Origin of the sequence: Sphaerisporangium corydalis, assembly GCF_025506355.1 — a bacterium.
GTDB lineage: Bacteria > Actinomycetota > Actinomycetes > Streptosporangiales > Streptosporangiaceae > Sphaerisporangium > Sphaerisporangium corydalis.
Genome location: NZ_JANZYP010000002.1, coordinates 25,847 through 42,550, shown reverse-complemented (window position 1 = coordinate 42,550; position 16,704 = coordinate 25,847). Strand labels below are relative to the sequence as shown.

The following is a 16,704-nucleotide window of genomic DNA, read 5'->3' as shown; positions in this document are numbered from 1 at the left end:
GCGGCGGCCGAGCCGTATCTCCCCCTCCACCACCCACACGTCTCAGCGCGCCTCCACCCCCAAGGCGCGCCGAGCCGTACCCAGGCCTCAAGACGCCCATCCAGAAAACGGTGCTTCGCGCGATTCCCAGCCGCTTCGCGGCGATCAACCCCCGCAATGGCCGGGCCGTGAGGTATCTCTCGTGGTCGGGGGTGTCTGGTGAGGCGACAGGGAAGCGCCAAGTGCAAAATGATCGTCGGAGCAACGGGCTGAGAGAGTAGTTGACATCGCTACCGACCGCATGAACCTGTGAGCGAGGCGAACACAGTCGGCGAATCATACCGTGCTGGCCACGTCCGTCGCTACTCACCCTCAAGATCTAAAAGAAACTTATACATCCCGGAGGAGGGATTGTCGTGTGGGAAACATGTGCCGTCCTGGATGTGTCTTTCCTCGAGAAGTTTAGCGTAATGCGCAGCCTTTTTTCGTAAGGGCATATAGATTGCAGAATCAATACTTTTCCCAAGTCGGCCGTCTAGTGAACGAGATTGACGTTCTGCGGAATCTGTGTCCATGAATGCGCCACAGTTCTGGTAGTGCAGGATTAGCCACAGTTCAAAGCATGGATTTGATATTGCGAGGTTTATTTCGTTTGAACTTGCGAGACTGATTGCTTGGTTTAAGTTGGGGTGATGTTTAGGCCATTCGACGTCAAAAAGGCACCAGCATTCGTCAATTTCGGGGTCGTTCTTATACTCTATGGCGTTCTTGACCAGGGTAAGTGGTACCCCTTGATCGGGGTGAATCTTTATGCTCAGTGCTGTATTTTCAGCTATATGGGGCAGTTTTCTCAGACCGTTCACGTAGTCGGGCTCGGAGTTTTTGCCTTCACAAAACACCATTATTGTACGTAGTTCGGGCCGCTTCGCGGCCGTTCTCCTAAGTGGTCGGCCACCTCTCTGGTATCTATTCAAAACCATCAGCCGATCAATCCTAGAGCGCGTAGCAAAGCCGTCTGATCAACCTGAGGAAGAGCGCCGAACCTTCCATGAAGGTATGCATTCTCGAGATTCTGGGATCTGCGCACGCGCTCCCCGGCGAAATCGGCCAATGCGCCGAGCCGGGTGGATCCGTCAGCCTGCTTTTCCGTTAGCCAGACCTCGTCCCTATTTAGGTGATTCAGAAGACTCGTGTCGTGAGACGTGAAGATCAGCTGAGCGCCCCGGGGATTCGTAGCTGGGCTGTGGAAGAGGCTCACTAATTCTGCCGACAAGGTTGGATGTAAACTCGCATCCAATTCATCGAAGAGCACAACTGAGCCCGCCTGCAGGGCGGTTAGAACCGGACCGATTAAAGAGAACCATGTTCTCGTTCCATCCGACTCGTTATTGAAATCAAACGGTGCGCTCTCTTCGGAGGTCTTGTGGAGCAGCCGGATTCTACGCTGGGTACGCACCTCCGAATCAGAGTAATTAATCTCTTGGTGATCGACGATTACGTCTTCGATACCAAGATCTGCCAAGCGCAGCAGCGCCAAAGCCTGTTGACGAGTTCCCGTGAATTTATCACCAAGGTCGCTATCACTAAAGAGTGATGGTTGGTTGCTGGCTTCTTCAAACCATCGAACCGTTGGGCGATAAGACGAGCTTCGGAGTATTCTCCTTGAAATGCCTGGGAAGATGCCATTTCTGGGCATGTGGCCTAGGTTCTGTATGCCCAGCAATTTCTGTGTGAAGTTCGATATCAGTGGCTCATCGAACCGTCGCGCGATTGAAAGTGCCAGCGACCTGGGCGTCATGAGTTCGCGAGTGCCGGATAGGCCACCCAGGCCTCTTTGCAGTTTTAGTTCGGAGTTCTCTCGTTCAAATATTCGCTTGCGCTTCTTCTCGGGGTAGTGGAACAACCCTTCGTGGATCACATGTTCGCGATCCACTATGAGTATATATTCGAAACGAACACCATTGACCACAATTTCGATGTTAAATTCACTAGCGGATGCAGGGCCACCACCAAAGGCAAATGCGTCAATTGGTATTTCATCCTCCCAAATTTGGAGTGAAAGGTGTACTGCGTCACGAAGCCAAGCAAATGCGGATATGACATTGGATTTCCCGGAGGCGTTTGGCCCATACACCGCCGCAACTGGCAGAAGGCTCTCTCCGAGCAGCGGCTCGAAGCGGGCTGCTTCTCGATCTCGATCGATCGCGACCATCGAGAGTTCGACCGTCTCCCGGATGGAGCGATAGTTCGTCGCTTCAAACCTGATCAACATGATCTCACCGTACCTTGCAACCTCGCCGCTAACACAGAGGCTAGACCGTAAAACTTGGACGAAATCCGAGATCTGAGCGCAGCACGCATGCAGACACCTAGCCGCTTGGGCTGACACAACCATCGTCACGCCGAGGTTGGAGCTGGTACGTGGTCGGGAGCGAGTAACTACAGCGCAGCTTCCGGGCTGTGGGCCCAGCGTGGCCCCTGGTGTGGGTTGCCGGACGAGTGACCGACCAGGAGGGCTGCACGCAGAGTTCTCTCATCCGGTTGATCGCCACCGGCCTTGTGCACGCCCCCGAATACACTCATGGGAGCCTCTGCGTCCTGACCGGCATCCGTTTGCAGTAGGTGCCCCAGCGCCTAACAGCAAGGTGGTTTGGCGGACTGCTTCAAAGGATCACTTGCTGGATGAGGATCGTTCGCTGAATAGGTTTGAAATTTCCGCTTAGAGACACTTTCCTCCTGATCAGGGTGCTTTTTGTGGTGGGTCTGCGATGCCGTCGGAGTATTGCATTTGATTCATCCAGTCGATTGGCATACCCATATGTACAGCGCCAAGTCAGGTTTGCTGGTGGCATAGCCGCTCTTGGTCAACCAGATGGTCACGATGTTGAGATGCAGCCCTTCGAAGCCAGGAGGAGGTAGACGCGTCTAGCGGCTAGATCCTCTGGGTGCGGTTGGGTGTGTCCCTGTCGCGTCGCTACCGGATGGTCGCGCGAAGCCCTGGTGCTCGTACGCGATGTACAGCCGGAAAGTACAGCTACCGCTGCGGACTTGGCTGTACTTTGGCGGACGTTCACGGACGTACCCGTTGGTCGGGCCGTGAGCTACCTCTCATGGTCGGCGGACGTCTGATGAGGCATGATGGGGGCGCCAAGTGCGAAAAGATCGCGGGAGCTCGGGGTAACGGGCTGAGAGGGTAGCTGGGACCGCTGCCGACCGCATGAACCTGTCCGGGTAATGCCGGCGTAGGGAGTGTGCGATGTCGTCCGTCGTCGATGAGGTTCCCCTGACCCTCGGTGAGGCTCCGCCAAGGACACTCGGGCTGCTGGACCAGGGGGCGTTCTGGGCGAATCTCGGGGTGAGCCTGCTCGGCTTCTCCGGGGCCCTCTACCTGCTCCACCCGCCGGGCGGCGCGCCGTTGAGCCTGGTGGCGGCCGTGCTCGCGGCGGTGGTCGGCAGCCTGGTCGGCACCGTCATGGTCGGCCTCGCGGCGGTGCCGGGCGCCCACACCGGCGCGCCGGCGATGGTGCTGCTGCGCGGGCTGTTCGGGGCGAAGCTGTCCTACGTCCCGACGGTCCTGAACATCCTGCAGATGCTGGGCTGGGGGGCCTTCGAGCTGTGGGTGATCGCCGAGGGCGCCGCCGCGATCTTCGGTGACGCGGTGTCGAAGCAGGTGTGGGTGGTGGCGGCGGGCCTGCTCACCATCGCGCTGACGATCCGGCCGCTGGGCGCCATCCGCCTGCTGCGCCGGTTCGTGACGGCGGGGGTCGTCGTCGCGATGGTGTGGCTCGCGGTGGCGCTGCTGCGCGAGGCGCCCTCCCTGGGCGGCGGGGGCTGGAGCGGGTTCGCCCCGGCGGTCGACTACGTGATCGCGCTGTCGGTCTCCTGGGTGCCGGTGGCGGCCGACTACGCCCGCCATTCGCGGTCCGGCCGGTCGGCCTTCGCCGGCGTGGTCAGTGGCTACACGATCGCCCAGGTCGCGTGCCTGGTCCTCGGCATCCTCGCGCTGAGCCTGGTGGGGAACGACCCCGCGCGGGTGTGGGACGCGTTCGTCGCGGTGCCGCTCGGCGGGCTGTTCTTCGGCGTCCTCGTGCTCCGCGAGGCCGACCAGTCGTTCGCCAACGTGTACTCCACCGCCATGTCGCTGCAGAACTTCCTGCCGAAGGTGGACCGGCGCGTCTTCTCGGTCGGCGTGGGCGTGCTGACGACGGTCATCGCGCTGTCGGCCGACGTGAACTCCTACGCGGCCTTCCTGAGCGTCATCGGCGCGGTGTTCGTCCCGATGTTCGCCGTCCTCGCGGTCGACTACTTCCTGCTCGGCGGTGCCGCCCGGTGGGACACCTCGGCGGGGGCGCCGTCGCGGTGGGGGATGCTCGTGCCGTGGGTGCTCGGGTTCGTGGCGTACTGGCTGGTCACGACGGCCGAGACGGTGTCGTGGTGGGACGCGGTGTGGACGGGCCTGCGGGACGCGATCGGGTTCGAGCGGCCGGTCTGGATGAACGCCGCGCTGGCCGCGTTCCTGGTGTCCGCGCTGGTGACGCTGGTCAGTGGGTGGCGCCTTCGTGGCGGAGGAGCCGCTCCTTGGCGGCGAGGCCACCGGCGTAGCCTCCAGGACGACCCGGCGCCTCGATCGCCCGATGGCAGGGGATGATCACGCAGATGGGGTTGGCCGTCAGCGCGTTGCCGATGGCGCGCAACGCCTGCGGCCGTCCGATGCGTTCGGCGATCTCCGGGAAGGTCGTGACGCTGCCGTAGGGCACCGACATCGTCATCTGGAGCACCGTGCGGGCGAAGGGCGTGGCGAGCCGCAGGTCCACCGGCAGGGTGAAGGCGCGCAGCCGGCCGGAGAAGTAGCCGTCCAGCTCGCGGCGGATGGGGTCCAGGCGGCGGGGGTCGGGGCCGATGAAGGTGCCGATCTCCTTGGTGATGCGCGCGAAGACCACGTGCTCGTTCTCGTAGCTGCAGGCGACCACGCCGCGCGCGGTGACGCCGAGCGCCAGCCGCCCGACCGGGGTGTCGGTCATCCCGAACGCCACGTCCGGCGGGGTCTCGCCCACGTATCCGGGAGCGGTCACCCGCACCAGGGCCTCGAGATCCCCTGTCGTCATGGCCGCACCCCTCCCGGTCCCGCTATCCGCAGCGTATAGGAGCGGAGCCGTCCACCGGCCGCGACAGAGGGCGCGGCGCCCATGTCGTCCCGCCAGGGTGCCACAAAGGCCGCGATTAGGTACGTGACCGGCGAATGCGACGATTCGCACATCGAAAGTGCCGAGGCGCGGTTGCAAAAACGGGCACGATGGGGGTCATGAGTGACGACGGGGTAGAGAACGCCGATGACGGCCTGGCCACCGCTGTCCTCGCGAGTTCCCCCAACGCCGTCATCGCCGTCGATCGCGACCTGTCGGTCCTGGTGTGGAATCCCGCCGCGGAGCACCTCTTCGGCTGGACCGCGGGCGACATCACCGGGCGCAGGGCGCCGCTCGTCCCCGGGGAGCTGGTCGCCGAGCACAACGCGGTGCTGGAGCGCGTACGCACCGGGGGGCCGGTCTCGCTGCGCACCAAGCGCCTGCGCAGCGACGGGTCGGCGATCGACGTCGGGGTGGACATCAGCGCGCTGCGGTCCGCGGCCGGCGCGCTGCTCGGGTACGTGAGCGTCTACCACCCCGTCGAGAGCGACTCGGTGACCAGGGAGAGGGGCGCACGCAGGGCCAGGCTCGTCCGGCGGCTGACCGACGTGGTCGGCGGCATCAACGCCGAGCTGGAGCTGCCGCCGGTCCTCGACCGTATCGCGGCGAGCCTCACCGAGCTGACCGGCGCGGACGCCGGCGGTTTCGTGCTGATCGAGAACGGGCGCCTGCGGCTGGTCAGCACCAGCGGCCTGCCCGACCGGCTACGGGGCGCGACGGCCGACCTGCGGACCAGCCTGGTCGGCAAGCTCCTGCGCACCGGCAAGACCGTGCTGCTGGAGACCGGCGACCAGGCCGCGCTCGACGAGCTGATCTGGTCGGAGCTGCCCGGCCTGCACACCATCGCGCTCGGCGTGGCCGCGGTGGGCGGCCGGCCGTACGGTGCGCTGTACGCGCTGTTCGCCAAGCGCAAGGCCGGTCACCTGGAGCTGGAACTGCTGGAGCTGCTGGCCGGGCACGCTGGGATCGCCCTGGCCAACGCGATGGCCTACCAGGACGCCGTGCGGCAGCGCGCCCACGAGCGGGCCGTCGTCGACGCCAGCGCGGACGGCATCGCGGTCCTCGACGGCCTCGGGCTCGTCCGCCAGTGGAACCCCTCGGCCGAGGAGCTCACCGGGCTGCGTGCCGAGGAGGTGATCGGCGGGCCGCCGCCCTTCCCGCTGCCCTCCCCGGGGGAGAAGCTCACCACCCAGCTCCCCTCGGGCCGCTGGCTGGACGTGGTCAGCGCGGGGATCAACGAGACCGACGAGATCGTCGTCGACTTCCGCGACGTGACGCGGGCCAAGGAGCTGGAGGAGGCCAAGGACCTGTTCCTGGCCACCACCAGCCACGAGCTCCGCACGCCGATCACCGTGGTGCGGGGGTTCGCCAGCACGCTGGACGCCCGCTGGGACAAGCTGTCGGACGTCGAGCGGCGCTCCGCCGTCCGCACGATCGCCGAGCGGTCACGCGCGCTCGGCCAGCTCATGGACCACCTGCTGCTCGGCGCGCGTGCCGGGGCCGAGGAGCTGAAGGTCCAGGTCGAGAGCTTCGACCTCGGGGAGCGGGTGCGCGCGGCCACGCTCGGCATGCCGGTCCTGTCCGACCGGCACCGCGTCGAGGTCGTCATCCCCGGCGACCTGCCATGGGTGGACGGCGACGCGCTGGCCACCGACATCCTGCTCGGCCAGCTTCTGGAGAACGCCTTCAAATACTCACCGGAAGGCGGATTGATCCGCGTTCTGGCCTGGTCGGAAAAGGACCGAGTGGTCCTGGTGGTGGACGACGAGGGCGTGGGAATCGCGCCGGGCGACCGTGAGCGCGTGTTCGAACGATTCGTCCAGGCCGACGCGGGAGACCGCCGCAGGTTCGGCGGAGTGGGGCTCGGGCTTTACATCGTGCGCAGCCTCGCGCGCGCTCAGGGAGGCGAGGTCACCGCGCATCCCCGCCCTGGTGGAGGCACCCGAATGAGGTTCGTCCTCGGCACCGCGCCGGCCTATATCGGATCCGACACACCGAACCGGTAACGGGCTGGTAACGAGTGTGCTCGCCTATTGTCGAATCTGCACAAGCAATGATCGCCGTGCGGTTTCCAGAACCATCGAACGGGGCATTTCGGTCGTACTGGGATGTGTTTTCCTCAGGGGGAAATGCAGGGTAACGGGGAAGTGAGGGCGTCGTGCTGTTGCCGTATACGCCGACCAGCGTCGCCGTCGCACGCCAGCGTCTCAGCGCCGATCTCGAGTCATGGGGAGTGTTCGCCTCCGCGGTCGAGGATGCCGTGCTAGTGGTGAGCGAGCTGCTGAGCAATGCGTTGCGTCACGCACACCCGCTCCCATCAGGCCAGATCATGGCCACATGGGACTGGGCCGACGAACATCTGGAGGTCACGGTCAGTGATGGTGGAGCGGCCACCGAGCCTCGCGCCGGACGCCCCACGCTCTCCTCTCTCGGCGGCCGGGGGCTCGGCATCGTCGAGTTCCTCGCGGTGCGCTGGGGGGTGCGCCACGACGGCGAGACGACCACGGTATGGGCGACGTTGCACGCCCCGGTCGCTGTCCTTAATTCACAAGTACGAACGCCCGAAATGGGGACCCTACGCGAGTGCGGGTAGCCGCTCTCTGCTGATAGGGCAGGACATGCACCTCGGGCCGCCCCGGCCGCTGCCGAGTTCGCTGCCCGCAATTCGGATCACCTTGACGCCCGACGCCTCTAGGCGGGCGTTCGTCTCCACGTTCCGCTCGTAGGCCACCGCCACGCGCGGGGCCAGCGCGAGGGTGTTGTTGCCGTCGTCCCACTGCTCGCGCTCGGCCGTGACGGGGTCGAGGCCGGTGTCGATGACCTTGACCCGCTCGATGCCCATCGCCTGGGCCGCCGCCTCCAGGAAGGGGCGGGGTTCGAACACGCGAAGCTCGTCGTTGTCCATCATGGTCACGGTGTACGCCTGAAGCGAGTAGGCCACCGGCGGGTACATGACCACGGTGTCCACGTCGACCATGGTGCAGATCGTGTCGAGATGCATCGTCGCCCGCTGCTGGGCGATCGGCACCGCCAGCATGGTGTGCGCCAGACCCGCCGCGAACACCCGCCGGCACAGCCGCTCCACCCCGGCCGGCGTCGTACGCTCGCCGGTGCCCACGGCGATGACGCCCGGGGCCATCAGCAGCACGTCGCCGCCCTCCACGTGCTCCAGCCACGGCTCGTACAGGTGGTCGACGCCCGCGAACCTCGGGTGGTGGGTGTAGATCAGGCGGGTCAGCAGGCTCTCGCGCGTACGGGCCGGCATGGCGAGGCTGGTCACGGCCACCCGGTCGCCGATCCACACGCTGGAGTCCCTGGTGAACAGCAGGTTGGGCAGCGGGTCGATCACGAAGTCGTGCCGGTCCATCAGCCCGTACACCAGGCCGCGCCCGGTCTTCAGCTCCTCCCGGGCGAGCCCCGCGATCAGCGTCTGGGTGAGGTCCTCGGGGTCGAGGTCCCCCAGGTGGTCGCGGGTGAGCTGCGCGAGCCGGTCGCCGAGCCGCCGATCCTCCAGCACGGCGGTGATGATCTCCTGCCGCGCGGCGTCGTACTCCAGCGTGTCCTGGAGCAGCTCGGTCAGGTAGAGGACCTCGACATCGTGGTCGCGCAGCGCCTGCGCGAACGCGTCGTGCTCCTCCTGGGCCTTGCCCACCCAGGGGATGCCGTCGAAGAGCAGCTTGTCGCTGTTGCGGGGCGTCAGCCGTTTGAGCTCGGCGCCGGGACGGTGGAGCATGACCGTCTCCAGCCGTCCGACCTCGCTGTCGGCACCGTTCATGGTTCGCCCTCCGGTCGCAGCACTTCGCTCGAACATACGACAATCAACCGTAGTGGCGTACAAGCACCCCAAGGGGCCACATCAGACCGGCTTCGGGTACAACAGGGCCCGTTCCCCCGCCGTCCACGCCGTGCTGACCAGCAGATAAAGTCCCGCGGCCAGCGGGAGGAACGCCGCGGCCACGATGGTGGCGAACGGCATCAGCCGCAGCGCGCGGGGCCGGACGTCGGCCATGCGCCGCCACGTCACCCAGGCCAGCACCGCCAGCAGCGCGAACAACCCGAGGAAGACCAGCGCGGGCGGGCTGAGCAGGCCGCCCGCGACCACGGTGGCGAAATGCTCGCCGAGCGGCACGCCGAGCGCGCTCTGCGCGAGCAGCAGGTTGGGGTGCCCGGCGATGACCGCCGAGATGAACACCCGGTAGGTGACCATGAAGAACGGCGCCTGGCCGAGACCGGGCAGGATTCCCGCGAACATCGAGGTCCCCTCGGCGGCGTACAGCTTCGAGGTCTCCTTCATGAGGCGCTCGGGGTCGCGGGCGAAACGCTTCCTGAGCGCCTCGACCTGCGGGGCGACGCGCAGGCGCGCCTTCTGCGCCCTGGCCTGCCGGACGCTGAGCGGCAGCAGGAGCAGGCGGACGGCCAGGGTGAAAAGGACGATGGCGACGGCCGCGCCCGTGAGGGAACCGAGGGCGTTGATGAGGTGGTAGGCGGAGTCGATGACGGTGTCGAACATGATCGGGAGGACCCTTCGTCGTGGGGGTGAGCATGACGAAGCGCCCGCCGGAGCGGGCCGGGCACGGAGGGGCCGTGACCTGGACCGCTAGACGGGCGCGGGGCCTGCCGATGGTGCTCTGGGCCTCGGGCGGCCGGCGGTGGCCGGGTGGCACAGCCGCACGAACACGGTGTGCGCGGCACGGGGGCGTGGTCCGGTGGCCACCGCCACCCGGGGGACCGAGGCCAGCCGTCCGAGAGCCCAGGCGAACAGCAGAAGGGTGACCCCCACCAGCCCGGCCGTCGTCAGCGTCGCCGGACCAGACGGCCCGGCGAGGAGCTGCGCGAGCAGCGCGACGGTGGTGTGGAGGGGGGTCACGTTACTTCGAGAGCCTTCCCACCAAGGTGACGCCGGCGACGACCACGAAGCCGATGACGGCGATGACGAACAGGAGCTTGAGGATCCCGACGACGGCCGGGATCAGGATCCCGAACACCACGAAAAGCGCGAGCAAGACGCCGAGAACGGAGAGAACTATGCGGGCCATATCCAGAAGGTACGTCGCACCGCGCCCGCTCGCGAGCGTTGCCCGATCATTGGCCGAGATCGTGACTTTCCCGCGCGCGCCGGTCTTACGAAGTGGTGACGGGATTCGTGGAAGGGTCTGCAACGGCTCTAACGTGGGGTGATGAACGCGACGCCCCGACCTCGGATCCTCGTGGTGGACGATGACCCGACCGTCGCGGAGGTCGTCGTCAAGTACCTCCAGCGCGACGGGCACCTGGTCGAGAGCGTCGGCGACGGCGCCGAGGCGCTGCGCAGGGCGCTGGCCGACCCGCCCGACCTGCTGGTCCTCGACCTGATGCTCCCCGGCATGGACGGCCTGCAGGTCTGCAAGAAGCTCAGGGAGCGCTGGCCCGTACCGGTGATCATGCTGACCGCGCTCGGCGAGGAGATGGACCGGGTCGTCGGCCTGGAGACCGGCGCCGACGACTACGTCACCAAGCCGTTCAGCCCGCGCGAGCTCGCCCTGCGCGTCCAGTCGGTGCTGCGGCGGGCGCGGGGCGCCCTGGTCACCTCCGGCACCGGCGTGCTGCGCGACGGCGACCTGCTGGTCGACGTGGGTGCCCACGAGGTGCGGCTGGGCGACCGTGAGATCACCCTGACGGCCCGCGAGTTCGACCTGCTCGCGTACTTCATGCGCAACCCCCGGCAGGCGTTCAGCCGGGCCGCGCTCCTGGACCAGGTGTGGGGATGGTCGTTCGGCGACACCTCCACGGTCACCGTCCACGTCCGCAGGCTGCGGGAGAAGGTCGAGCAGGATCCCACCGCCCCCCGCCGTATCGTGACGGTATGGGGAGTGGGGTACCGCTACGAGCCGGTGGCCGGCGACGCCGACGGGCCGCGCGCGTGACCCGCCGCGCCGGCGCCCTGGCGGTCCGGTGATCCTGCAGATCACGGCCGTCACGGCCGGGCTGGGGCTGGTCATCGCCGCGCTCGGCCTGGCCGTGCTCCGGCTGCTGCGCGGGCGCTCCATCGGCGTCATGCTGACCGTCGTCGCGGTGGTGACCGTCACGGCCACGCTGGCGGGAGTGGTGGCCATCACCATCGACATGATCATCGACGGCCATCCCAAGAACGTCGTGCTCACCGTCGTCGTGGTCGGCGGCCTGGTCGGCGTCGGCGTCGCGATGGTCGTGGCCCGCCAGGTGGTCGCCGCCAGCACCACACTCGTCGGCGCCGTTGAGGCGGTGTCCCCTTCGCAGGACTACGTCCCGCCGCCCGGCCGCCTCCCCGCGGAGCTGGAGACGATCTCCCGGGCGCTGGACCAGGCGTACGAGCGGCTGCGCGAGGGGCGGGAACGCGAGCGGGCCCTGGAGGGCGCGCGGCGCGAACTGGTCGCCTGGGTCAGCCACGACCTCCGCACGCCGCTGGCGGGCATGCGGGCCATGGTGGAGGCCCTGGAGGACGGCGTCGTGGACGACGCGGCCACCGTGCGCCGCTACCACGGCCAGATCGGGGTCGAGGTCGACCGCCTGTCGCACATGGTGGACGACCTCTTCGAGCTGTCCCGCATCCACGCGGGAGCGCTGCGGCTGTCCCCGCGCCGCGTGGGCCTCGGCGACGTGGTGGCCGACGCCCTCGCGGGGGTGGAGGCCCTGGCCAGGGCCAAGGGAGTGCGGCTGACCGGCGAGGCCGGGCCCGTGCTGCCCGTCTACGCGGACGCGGCCGAACTCGGCCGGGCCCTGCGCAACCTCGTCGTCAACGCGATCAGGCACACCCCCGAGGACGGCACCGTGACCGTGCGGCTGGTCGCCGACGCGTCGACCGCGCGCCTGTCGGTGGCCGACGGGTGCGGCGGGATCCCCGAGGACGACCTACCACGGGTCTTCGACGTGGCCTTTCGCGGCGAGGCCGCGCGGACCCCTGGCCCCGATCGGGGCGCGGGGCTGGGGCTCGCCATCGCGCGCGGGATCGTCGAAGCGCACGAAGGCGCCATCGCCGTGGTCAACGAAGGCGCGGGGTGCCGCTTCGAGATCCGGCTTCCGGTCTGCGACCCCGCGACCTGACCGGAACTCCGGCCCCACCCCGGCCGCCGGGCGGAACTCCTGCGCCCCTCCGCCGGGCGGCGGGAAGCCCGGCGCGCCGCCGGCCGGGCGGAACTCCGGCGCGGGTCCGGTGACGGTGCCTTCGACGGGCCCCCCGGCCCAGCCGCTGACGAAGCGGTAGCCGGACATGTCGATGGACGCGTTGGTGTCGGCCACGTCGCCCGCCCGGAAGGGGACGGCCGCGCCGAAGCCCTCCGACGCGCCCGCGGGCCCGGCGGCGGGCGCTTGGCCTCGCGCGGGCTCCTCGGCGGACAGGGCGTCGAGCGCCTCCGACATCGCGCGGAACGTCGGGCACGGCCAGCGCCACATGCAACTGCGGCAGCGCAGGATCGGATGGGCGGCGTCGCTGGTGATGCCGCCCGCGTCACGCGGCTGGTGCAGGTCGAGCAGGCGCAGGCCCAGCTCGGAGAAACAGAGCAGTTCTTTACGCACCCCCACGAGCATTTCAAGATCGTCGACGGACAGGCGCGTCTTTATCGGGACGAATCCATCTCTGTTGATCAACGACTGGAGTGGAAGGGCCGCGTCTCCCCAGGCGCGGGCCCTGTCCGTCCGGGCCAGGATCCCCTCCAGGCGCCGCCGCATGCACTGTCGCTGGGGATCCTCAGGTATCTCAGTGTTCATCAGCTGTCGGGCCCGTCGCTCTTCACGCCCGCCCCTCCTTCTCGAAGTGACGACCGGACGCGGAGGTTCCGGGCCTCCCCCCTTCCGGCCGAGCCGGTGTCGCATAGCGTCAAGCTTTGCGTACTCAGCGTTTCCATGAGGCGGAAACAGGGAACAAAGGGCGGACGACTCTTCGGTTATCGCGTAGAACGTGACCCGGAGCCGGTACGGCGCTAGTGTGCCCGCTGTGGAGCTCAAGGTCTCGACCCGATCACATGCCGGCCAGGCCATCTTGACGGTCGTCGGCGAAATCGACCTGTACACCGCGCCTCGCCTGCAGGCGGAGTTCACCCGCCTGCTGGAGACCGGGCCCGAACGGGTCGTCATAGACATGTCCGGCGTGGAGTTCTGCGACTCCACCGGCATGAACGTCCTGCTGTCCGCGCTCAAGAGAATGCGAGAACGCGGCGGCCTCCTGGAGGTCGCCTCACCACGCCCGGCCGTCCGCAAGATCCTTCAGGTGACGGGTCTCGACTCGGTGTTCACCGTCCACGACACCATCCCGGCCGAGTTGCTCACGTCGGAGCATCCGGGCTAGCGTCGATCGGCCGCCTCACGGCACCGAATCGGACGAGGAGCGATGAGCGACCCATCCGCACAGCCCGACACAGCGGTGATCATCCCGGCCAAGGACGAGGCCGACCGCATCGGCGCCACCGTGACCGCCGCCCTGGCCATTCCCGGGGTGGACCTGGTCATGGTGGTCGACGACGGCTCGTTCGACGACACGGGCAGGGTCGCCAAGGCGGCGGGCGCGCGCGTCGTCCGCCACAGCCGCAACCGCGGCAAGGCGGCGGCCATGGAGAGCGGCGCCGAGGCCGTGCGCCTCTTCGACGGCGAGGTGGCCCACCACCTGCTGTTCCTCGACGCCGACCTGGCCGAGACGGCGGGCAGGGCGGCGCCGCTGGTCGACCCCGTGCGCGCCGGCACGGCCGACATGAGCATCGCCGTGTTCACCACGCGCGTGAGGCTGGGCGGCCACGGCTTCGTCGTGCGGCTGGCGCGCGAGGGCATCAAGCGCGCCTCCGGCTGGGACGCCGGCCAGCCGCTCAACGGGCAGCGCTGCCTGACCCGGGCCGCGTTCGAGGCGGCCCGCCCCCTGGCCCACGGCTTCGGCGTCGAGACCGGCCTGACGATCGACCTGGTGCGCAAGGGCTTCCGGGTCGTCGAGGTCGAGGTCGAGATGGCCCACCGCGCGACCGGCACCGACTGGCACGCCCAGGTCCACCGCGCCCGGCAGTTCCGTGACGTCGCGCTGGCCATCGCGGCCCGCGAGCGCGTGCTCGCCGACCTCAAGGGCGCGGTACGCGGCTCCCGCTGACCCCGCCTCTCCCGGCCTCACGGGCGCGCGGCGGTCTCTCCCGGTCCGACGCGGTCCCTGGTGGCCGCGCGGTCCCCTGGGCGCCGGTGTGGCGCGGGGAGCTCCGGTGGTGTGCTGGAATCGTCCGGTGAACGGGAGCGAGGGGCCGGCGGCCGCCCGGCTGGGCGGCGTCGCGGGGGCGGGCGTCGTGCTCAGCGTCATGGTCACGTTCGCCATCGGCGCCCTGGGCCCCTCGGCCGTAGTGCCGCGCCTGGCCGGACCCGCGTGGCAGCCGCCGTACTCGCTGGAGGCCCACCCCGGCGGCCACCTTGTCATCGCCATGGAGGCGGCGGCCGTCATCCTGGGCGCGCTCGGCCTCGGCGCCGGGCTGGTCGCCGCCCGCAGGGGCTGGTCGCCCGACCCGCGCGTCCTGCTGTTCGCCGGATGCCTCGCCGTCGTGGTGCTGGCCTTCCTGCCGCCCTCGGGCTCGGCCGACCACCTCAACTACGCCGCCTACGGCCGGATGGCGGTACTCGGCCACGACCCCTACGCCACCGGCGCCCTCTCGCTGCCGGGAGACCCGATCGCGGACGCGGTCGAGGTGCCCTGGCAGGAGGAGCCGAGCGTCTACGGGCCCGTCGCGACGGCCGTGCAGGCCCTGGCCTCCCTCGTCGGCGGCTCCTCCGTGCGGCTGACGGTGTTCGCGCTCGCGGCGGTCAACGCGGCCGCGTTCGTGGTCACGGGGCTGCTGCTGCACCGGTCCACGCGCGGCGACCGGTCACGGCAGGCCCGCGCCGCGCTGATGTGGACGGCCAACCCCCTGGTGATCTACCAGCTCGTCGCCGGGATGCACGTCGACACCCTCGCCATCGTCTTCATGGCCGCCGCGCTGGCCGCCGGCGGCGGTAGGCGCTGGTGGACGGCCGGTGTCCTGCTCGGCCTGGGCGTCGCGGTCAAGGTCAACGCGGGGCTGGTCGCCCTCGGCCCCGCGTGGCGGCTGCGGCGGCATCCGCTCCGGCTCGTGGCGGTCGCGGTCCCGGCGGTCCTGGTCGTGGTGGCCGCCTACCTGGCCGCGGGCCCGCGCTCGCTGGACCAGGTGCTGCACGCCAGCAAGTCGATCTCCTGGGCCACCCCCTGGCACCTCCTGCAGCACGGGCTCCAGTCGGTCTTCGGGCCGGGGGCCTACCGGGCCTGGATCCAGGCCGCGTCGCTCCTCTCGCTCGCGCTGCTCGCCACCGTCCTCGCGCGCGCCCTGCGGGAGCCGTACGGGATCACCGGCGCGGCGCCGGTGAGGCCGTACGGGCGGCGCGTCCCGGGGTGGCGAGGGTTCCGTGAGCGGGTGGCGCGGGCCGCACGCGGGCCCGAGGAGATCCTCGGGCGGCCGGTCGAGGCCGCGGGGGTGGCCGCGGTGGCGGTCGCCGCCTGGCTGTTCGCCACCCCGTACGCCCTGCCCTGGTACGACGGGCTGGCCTTCGCGCTGCTGGCGATGGTGCCCGCGACCGGTCTGGACGGGTTCGTGGCCGCCCGCATGGCCGTGTTGTCGCTCGCCTACCTGCCGGCCCGCCAGAAGGACCAGCCGCCCGACCTGGGCTGGCTGGTCACGGTGTGGCGGGGTCAGGTGGTGCCGTGGATCCTGCTGGCGCTGACGGCCGGCCTGGTGTGGTGGGCCCTCCGCGCTGCAGCGCGCGGATGGACGCGGCCAGGGTCAGCGGCACCGCGACCGTGAGCGCCATGGCCGGGATGGCGATGCCGGAGTCGTTGACCAGGAAGCCGGCCAGCGCCGTGGTGAGCACCCCGAACAGCCCGGCGCGCAGCGCGGGCGCCCCGGTGTAGGCCAGGCCGAGGGCCGAGACGCCCCACCGCGAGGGGCGGGCGAGCACGAAGAACAGGAACGCAAGGGCGGCCAGCGAGAGAGCCGTGAGCTGCCAGTTCCCGAGCGTGCCGAGCATCGCGCCGAGCTTGCGGCCGACCACCGGCAGCGCCTCGCCGTCGGCCACCTGCTGGACGAAGGCGCCCAGGTGGGTGCGCTGCTCGCTCGGGCGCAGCCAGTCGGCCACCGCGATCACGCCGACCAGCGCGGCCCCGCCGGCCGCGACGACCACCAGCCGCCCGGGGGTCACCTTCCTGCCGGACAGCATCAGCATGAACACCGCGAACCCGAGGACGAACGCGGGCACCCCGCCGAAGTCGGCCCCCCACCCCGGCCACCCGTCCGCGAAGATCGCCAAAAGCCCGTACACCAGGCAGACGGCCAGGGCCACCGCGCGGCGCCCGCGTTCCATCAGGACCTGCGCCACGCTGGCGAGCGCGAGGATCGTGCCGGTCGCGTACACGGCGAACGCGATGTTGCTGAAGCCGTAGAACCGGCCGCCGGTGACCGGTTCGTACCCGGTGACGGCGTTCACCTGGAGCCGGGACCCGGTCATCACGTCGATCATCAGCGCGAGCGAGGTCACGGCCGCGACGACGGTCAGCGGGCCG

15 protein-coding genes and 1 riboswitch are annotated in these 16,704 nt (G+C 69.0%); of the genes, 8 read left to right on the top strand and 7 right to left on the bottom strand.

Annotation, left to right across the window (positions count from 1 at the left end; translation table 11 throughout):
• Positions 1 to 341: 341 nt before the first annotated feature.
• The gene (locus NYZ98_RS41470) at positions 342 to 881 is read right to left on the bottom strand and encodes an RloB family protein (RefSeq protein ID WP_380707008.1); all 540 of its coding nucleotides are present in this window, start codon (positions 879 to 881) and stop codon (positions 342 to 344) included.
• A 77-nt stretch (positions 882 to 958) separates the two neighbouring features.
• A complete protein-coding gene (locus NYZ98_RS01715) occupies positions 959 to 2,251 on the bottom strand; it encodes an AAA family ATPase (protein ID WP_262840639.1) in 1,293 nt (430 codons plus the stop codon).
• 882 nt (positions 2,252 to 3,133) lie between these two features.
• A riboswitch (TPP riboswitch) is annotated at positions 3,134 to 3,245 on the top strand.
• Between NYZ98_RS01715 and NYZ98_RS01710 the strand changes: the two genes are divergently transcribed.
• On the top strand, positions 3,236 to 4,627 hold the full coding sequence (locus tag NYZ98_RS01710; RefSeq protein ID WP_262840638.1) for a purine-cytosine permease family protein: 1,392 nt from the start codon (positions 3,236 to 3,238) through the stop codon (positions 4,625 to 4,627). It overlaps the preceding riboswitch by 10 nt.
• Here the strand turns inward: NYZ98_RS01710 and NYZ98_RS01705 are convergent.
• Entirely contained in the window at positions 4,521 to 5,084 is a 564-nt protein-coding gene (locus NYZ98_RS01705; RefSeq protein ID WP_262840637.1) for a methylated-DNA--[protein]-cysteine S-methyltransferase, read from the bottom strand. The genes NYZ98_RS01710 and NYZ98_RS01705 overlap by 107 nt on opposite strands.
• A 197-nt stretch (positions 5,085 to 5,281) precedes the next feature.
• On the opposite strand from NYZ98_RS01705, the gene NYZ98_RS01700 reads away from it, so the two are divergent.
• Both NYZ98_RS01700 and NYZ98_RS01695 read left to right on the top strand, forming a co-directional pair.
• Positions 5,282 to 7,168 carry a sensor histidine kinase gene (locus tag NYZ98_RS01700; protein WP_262840636.1) on the top strand — a complete coding sequence of 629 codons (1,887 nt, stop codon included), beginning with the start codon at positions 5,282 to 5,284 and terminating at the stop codon, positions 7,166 to 7,168.
• Positions 7,169 to 7,320: 152 nt separating this feature from the next.
• The gene (locus NYZ98_RS01695) at positions 7,321 to 7,755 is read left to right on the top strand and encodes an ATP-binding protein (RefSeq protein WP_316249517.1); all 435 of its coding nucleotides are present in this window, start codon (positions 7,321 to 7,323) and stop codon (positions 7,753 to 7,755) included.
• On the opposite strand, the gene NYZ98_RS01690 is transcribed toward NYZ98_RS01695, so the two are convergent.
• The 4 genes from NYZ98_RS01690 to NYZ98_RS01675 form a co-directional block, all read right to left on the bottom strand.
• Entirely contained in the window at positions 7,738 to 8,937 is a 1,200-nt protein-coding gene (locus NYZ98_RS01690) for an arginine deiminase (RefSeq protein WP_262840635.1), read from the bottom strand. The genes NYZ98_RS01695 and NYZ98_RS01690 overlap by 18 nt on opposite strands.
• Before the next feature lie 81 nt (positions 8,938 to 9,018).
• Positions 9,019 to 9,672: a YidC/Oxa1 family membrane protein insertase gene (locus tag NYZ98_RS01685; protein WP_262840634.1), complete on the bottom strand. Its 654-nt coding sequence runs from the start codon at positions 9,670 to 9,672 to the stop codon at positions 9,019 to 9,021.
• An 87-nt stretch (positions 9,673 to 9,759) separates the two neighbouring features.
• Positions 9,760 to 10,029, bottom strand: coding sequence for a DUF6412 domain-containing protein (locus NYZ98_RS01680; protein WP_262840633.1), 270 nt, complete (start codon positions 10,027 to 10,029; stop codon positions 9,760 to 9,762).
• Between the two features lies 1 nt (position 10,030).
• Positions 10,031 to 10,198, bottom strand: a complete 168-nt coding sequence (locus NYZ98_RS01675) for a hypothetical protein (protein WP_262840632.1) — start codon at positions 10,196 to 10,198, stop codon at positions 10,031 to 10,033.
• Positions 10,199 to 10,339: 141 nt separating this feature from the next.
• On the opposite strand from NYZ98_RS01675, the gene NYZ98_RS01670 reads away from it, so the two are divergent.
• From NYZ98_RS01670 to mptB, 5 genes are all read left to right on the top strand, one after another.
• The gene (locus NYZ98_RS01670) at positions 10,340 to 11,065 is read left to right on the top strand and encodes a response regulator transcription factor (RefSeq protein ID WP_262840631.1); all 726 of its coding nucleotides are present in this window, start codon (positions 10,340 to 10,342) and stop codon (positions 11,063 to 11,065) included.
• A gap of 28 nt (positions 11,066 to 11,093) precedes the next feature.
• Positions 11,094 to 12,221: a sensor histidine kinase gene (locus tag NYZ98_RS01665; RefSeq protein ID WP_262840630.1), complete on the top strand. Its 1,128-nt coding sequence runs from the start codon at positions 11,094 to 11,096 to the stop codon at positions 12,219 to 12,221.
• A gap of 889 nt (positions 12,222 to 13,110) precedes the next feature.
• A complete protein-coding gene (locus tag NYZ98_RS01660) occupies positions 13,111 to 13,461 on the top strand; it encodes an STAS domain-containing protein (RefSeq protein WP_262840629.1) in 351 nt (116 codons plus the stop codon).
• 42 nt (positions 13,462 to 13,503) lie between these two features.
• Entirely contained in the window at positions 13,504 to 14,244 is a 741-nt protein-coding gene (locus NYZ98_RS01655; RefSeq protein WP_262840628.1) for a glycosyltransferase family 2 protein, read from the top strand.
• A 127-nt stretch (positions 14,245 to 14,371) separates the two neighbouring features.
• Positions 14,372 to 15,949 (top strand): polyprenol phosphomannose-dependent alpha 1,6 mannosyltransferase MptB, encoded by a 1,578-nt coding sequence (mptB, locus tag NYZ98_RS01650; RefSeq protein WP_380706916.1) that lies wholly within the window; start codon positions 14,372 to 14,374, stop codon positions 15,947 to 15,949.
• Positions 15,950 to 16,704 lie beyond the last annotated feature (755 nt).

Excerpts from the sequence above, each read along its gene's own strand:
- NYZ98_RS41470 (WP_380707008.1), bottom strand. The coding sequence starts at position 881 with ATGGTGTTTTGTGAAGGCAAAAACTCCGAGCCCGACTACGTGAACGGT.
- NYZ98_RS01715 (WP_262840639.1), bottom strand. The coding sequence starts at position 2,251 with ATGTTGATCAGGTTTGAAGCGACGAACTATCGCTCCATCCGGGAGACG.
- NYZ98_RS01710 (WP_262840638.1), top strand. The coding sequence starts at position 3,236 with ATGTCGTCCGTCGTCGATGAGGTTCCCCTGACCCTCGGTGAGGCTCCG.
- NYZ98_RS01705 (WP_262840637.1), bottom strand. The coding sequence starts at position 5,084 with ATGACGACAGGGGATCTCGAGGCCCTGGTGCGGGTGACCGCTCCCGGA.
- NYZ98_RS01700 (WP_262840636.1), top strand. The coding sequence starts at position 5,282 with ATGAGTGACGACGGGGTAGAGAACGCCGATGACGGCCTGGCCACCGCT.
- NYZ98_RS01690 (WP_262840635.1), bottom strand. The coding sequence starts at position 8,937 with ATGAACGGTGCCGACAGCGAGGTCGGACGGCTGGAGACGGTCATGCTC.
- NYZ98_RS01685 (WP_262840634.1), bottom strand. The coding sequence starts at position 9,672 with ATGTTCGACACCGTCATCGACTCCGCCTACCACCTCATCAACGCCCTC.
- NYZ98_RS01675 (WP_262840632.1), bottom strand. The coding sequence starts at position 10,198 with ATGGCCCGCATAGTTCTCTCCGTTCTCGGCGTCTTGCTCGCGCTTTTC.
- NYZ98_RS01670 (WP_262840631.1), top strand. The coding sequence starts at position 10,340 with ATGAACGCGACGCCCCGACCTCGGATCCTCGTGGTGGACGATGACCCG.
- NYZ98_RS01655 (WP_262840628.1), top strand. The coding sequence starts at position 13,504 with ATGAGCGACCCATCCGCACAGCCCGACACAGCGGTGATCATCCCGGCC.